We start from the raw sequence: 2,567 nt of genomic DNA on the forward strand, positions 1-2,567 counted from the left end.
GCTGTGTTATGTGACGGCTCGCGGCGGGGTACCCCCCGGCCCAGCGCCGTGTGGTCACCGGACCCGCCGCGTGATGACGGCGGTGGCCAGAGCGAGCGCGGCTCCGATGCTGTCGTCGAGGTCGGCCGGCAGGCTGCGTACGCCCAGTCCTGCGGCGGCCATGGCGGCGGCGAGCTGTTTCCGGTGGGCGACCGGAAGATGTGCGGCACCTGGGTATGCGAGCAGGTCCCGCGCGCTGTACCCCTCCCGGACGGCGCGCGCCCGCTCGACAGCGTCCGCGTAGATCCGCCACCCCGCTTCGGGGGCTCCGGCCGCCGCGGCGAGGTCGGCGACCGTCAGGGCCAGCCGGGTGCCGAAGACCAGCGCTCCGTCGTCGGGCGCCACGGCCCGATGAGCGGTGAGCAGGGCGTCGACCTGCTCGGGGCATGATCCCCCGGCGAGGAGTGAGCAGGCCACGGTCAACGCGGCGGCGACGGCGGCCTCCCAGGGCTCTTCCTTCGGGCTCGCGGCGAGCAGGCTCTGCGCCAGTTCGAAGTGGCCGTCAGCGGCCGTGGCGATGACGGCGATCTGACGGCCGGCGAACATGCGGCGGCCGATGCCCCCGATCCGCTCCAGGTGAACATGGGCGTCGGCCCACCGGCCGGACCGCGCGAGGGCGCGGGCGCCATCGTGGACGAGGACGTTGTCCATCCACTCGACGACCTCGCTCCGGTCCGCCCCGTCGGCGGTCAGGCCACAGAGAGGCACTGGCGTCCCGTCGAGGACGGCATCGCAGTCGGTGGCGACGGCGTGAGCCAGCTGTTCGAGGAGAGCGAAGGCAGCGTTGCCGTCGGCCTCCCGGATCCGCAACAGGGCGAGGTTGACCAGGGGCTCCAGGGCCAGGCAGGCCGTTGCGGGCGGCAGCGGACGGGCGGCGAGGTAGAGGTTGGCGTGGCTGTGGCACAGGGCTCGGGCGAGGTCGGGCAGGCGGCGGTCGGCGGCGAGGAGCGCGGTGAGGTTGTGCACGCCTGCGGCGTCGACGAGGTTGCTGTGGGCGTCGGCCGAGGCGGCGAGTTCGGTGAGCCGGGCGACCCGGGTCTCCAGCGGTAGGGCGAGGGCGCGTTTGCGCGGGACGAGGGGGAAGCGGCGGAGCACGTCGGCGAGCAGGACGGCCGTCATGAGGGTTCCTGGGTGGGTTCGAGGACAGTGGCGGTGGCAGCGTGGGCCAGCAGCGCCTGGTGGTCGTGGGTGAGGCCGAGCCGGTTGGAGTGGAAGAACTGGTGGTGGGCGAGGACCGCTCGCAGGCCGCGCCGGAGCCGGCCGCTGTCGGCGAGGGTCCTCAGGTCCCGGCCGCACGCGGTGAAGGCGGCGAACCAGGGTGCGGCGAAGGCGAGCTGCCCGGTCGTGAGGAGCGCGGAGGTGGGGCCGGTGTCGGCTTGGAGCAGCACGGCGACGGTCTGGTGGAGTCGGCGCCCGCCGTCGGTTTCCGGCGCGGTCGGGCGGTGCTGCGCGATCTTGGCCCAGGTGTCGCCGATCTCGTACCAGTCCAGGCCCGCGCCACGCATCATCGCGGTCCCGAGCAGCAGGGACAGTTCGCGGCGCTGGTCGTCCCGTTCGGTGCTGTGGACGGCTCGGAGGTAGTCGAGGGTGTGAAGGCTGTCGCGGTGGAAGAGCCGGTGTGCGACCTCCATGGCGGCTTCGCCGCCGAAGGCGATCGTCTCGGGCTCGTAGATCACCGGGGTCCAGTGGGTGATCGCGCCGGTGGCGCGGAAGTCCTCCAGGACTGCATCCACGGCGGCCGAAGCGGCGCCGGCGCTATCGGCGGTGGCCGGCTGGTAGCGCAGCCGCCATCGGTCGCCCTTGCGCAGGAAGTGCCAGCCAGTGATGCCTCCCGTGTGTGTGAGCGCCGTGAGGGCGGGTCCGAGACGTTGGGTCACCCTGCGGATGGTGCCGCTGGAGGCGGGACGGCGGGGTGTGCTGACATCGGGGCTGGTCCTCATGCGGTTCGCGGAGCCGGAATCACGGCACGTATTCCTCGAAGCCGTCGGCGGTATGCTCAACCGCGGGTCAGGGTGGGAAGTGCGCCGGGCGGAGCGTGCGTTCGAGCGTCTGGACCGGCTCGCTCTCTCACCCCAGGACACCATCGCCGCGCTGCAGAAGAAACTGGAAGAGATCTCGTGACCGCTCCGCACGACCCGTACGACCATGACCCCGAGGCCGCTCTCTGGGCCATCTCGCAGCACTCCGGGGACAACAGCGGATCCTGTGTCCGTGTGGCTCACTTCGACAACGGCGATGTCTGGCTCGGTGACGACAAGCACCTCGATCGGCCTCACCTCGCCTTCCGTCCGGACGAGTGGGCCGCGTTCGTGAAGTCCATCAGGAACGGCGACCCGAACTTCCCGGCCGCCTGACCTCGTCGCGGGTGAAGTTGAGCCCCGCCGCCCGAGCAACTCGGGCGGCGGGGCTTCGTGCTTCTACGCACCACCGCCCAGGAGACGCGGCCCCATCAGCCCATCCCCGCCATCGAACGGTTGCACCGGGCCTTCCGCCTTCTCTCCTGCGCAGGAAGTCGGATGGGCCGACTT

Annotated in this window: 4 protein-coding genes; 2 read left to right on the forward strand and 2 right to left on the reverse strand. The window is 71.9% G+C overall.

The annotated features are described in order from the left end of the window. Nucleotides 1-54 precede the first annotated feature (54 nt). Nucleotides 55-1,158, reverse strand: coding sequence for a hypothetical protein (locus ACFXAM_RS33720; protein ID WP_380297110.1), 1,104 nt, complete (start codon nt 1,156-1,158; stop codon nt 55-57). Further along, nucleotides 1,155-1,916 (reverse strand): thiopeptide-type bacteriocin biosynthesis protein, encoded by a 762-nt coding sequence (locus tag ACFXAM_RS33725; protein WP_380297111.1) that lies wholly within the window; start codon nt 1,914-1,916, stop codon nt 1,155-1,157. Before ACFXAM_RS33725 ends, ACFXAM_RS33720 begins: the two co-directional genes overlap by 4 nt. 7 nt (nt 1,917-1,923) lie before the next feature. On the opposite strand from ACFXAM_RS33725, the gene ACFXAM_RS33730 reads away from it, so the two are divergent. Continuing rightward, a complete protein-coding gene (locus tag ACFXAM_RS33730) occupies nt 1,924-2,160 on the forward strand; it encodes a Scr1 family TA system antitoxin-like transcriptional regulator (protein ID WP_380297113.1) in 237 nt (78 codons plus the stop codon). Continuing rightward, nucleotides 2,157-2,393 (forward strand): DUF397 domain-containing protein, encoded by a 237-nt coding sequence (locus tag ACFXAM_RS33735; RefSeq protein WP_380297116.1) that lies wholly within the window; start codon nt 2,157-2,159, stop codon nt 2,391-2,393. Before ACFXAM_RS33730 ends, ACFXAM_RS33735 begins: the two co-directional genes overlap by 4 nt. Nucleotides 2,394-2,567 lie beyond the last annotated feature (174 nt).

Origin of the sequence: Kitasatospora sp. NPDC059462 (genome assembly GCF_042749955.1) — a bacterium.
In the GTDB taxonomy this organism is placed as follows: Bacteria; Actinomycetota; Actinomycetes; order Streptomycetales; family Streptomycetaceae; genus Kitasatospora.

Coding starts and splice junctions, on each gene's coding strand:
- ACFXAM_RS33720 (WP_380297110.1), bottom strand. CDS start 1,158: ATGACGGCCGTCCTGCTCGCCGACGTGCTCCGCCGCTTCCCCCTCGTC.
- ACFXAM_RS33730 (WP_380297113.1), top strand. CDS start 1,924: ATGGTGCCGCTGGAGGCGGGACGGCGGGGTGTGCTGACATCGGGGCTG.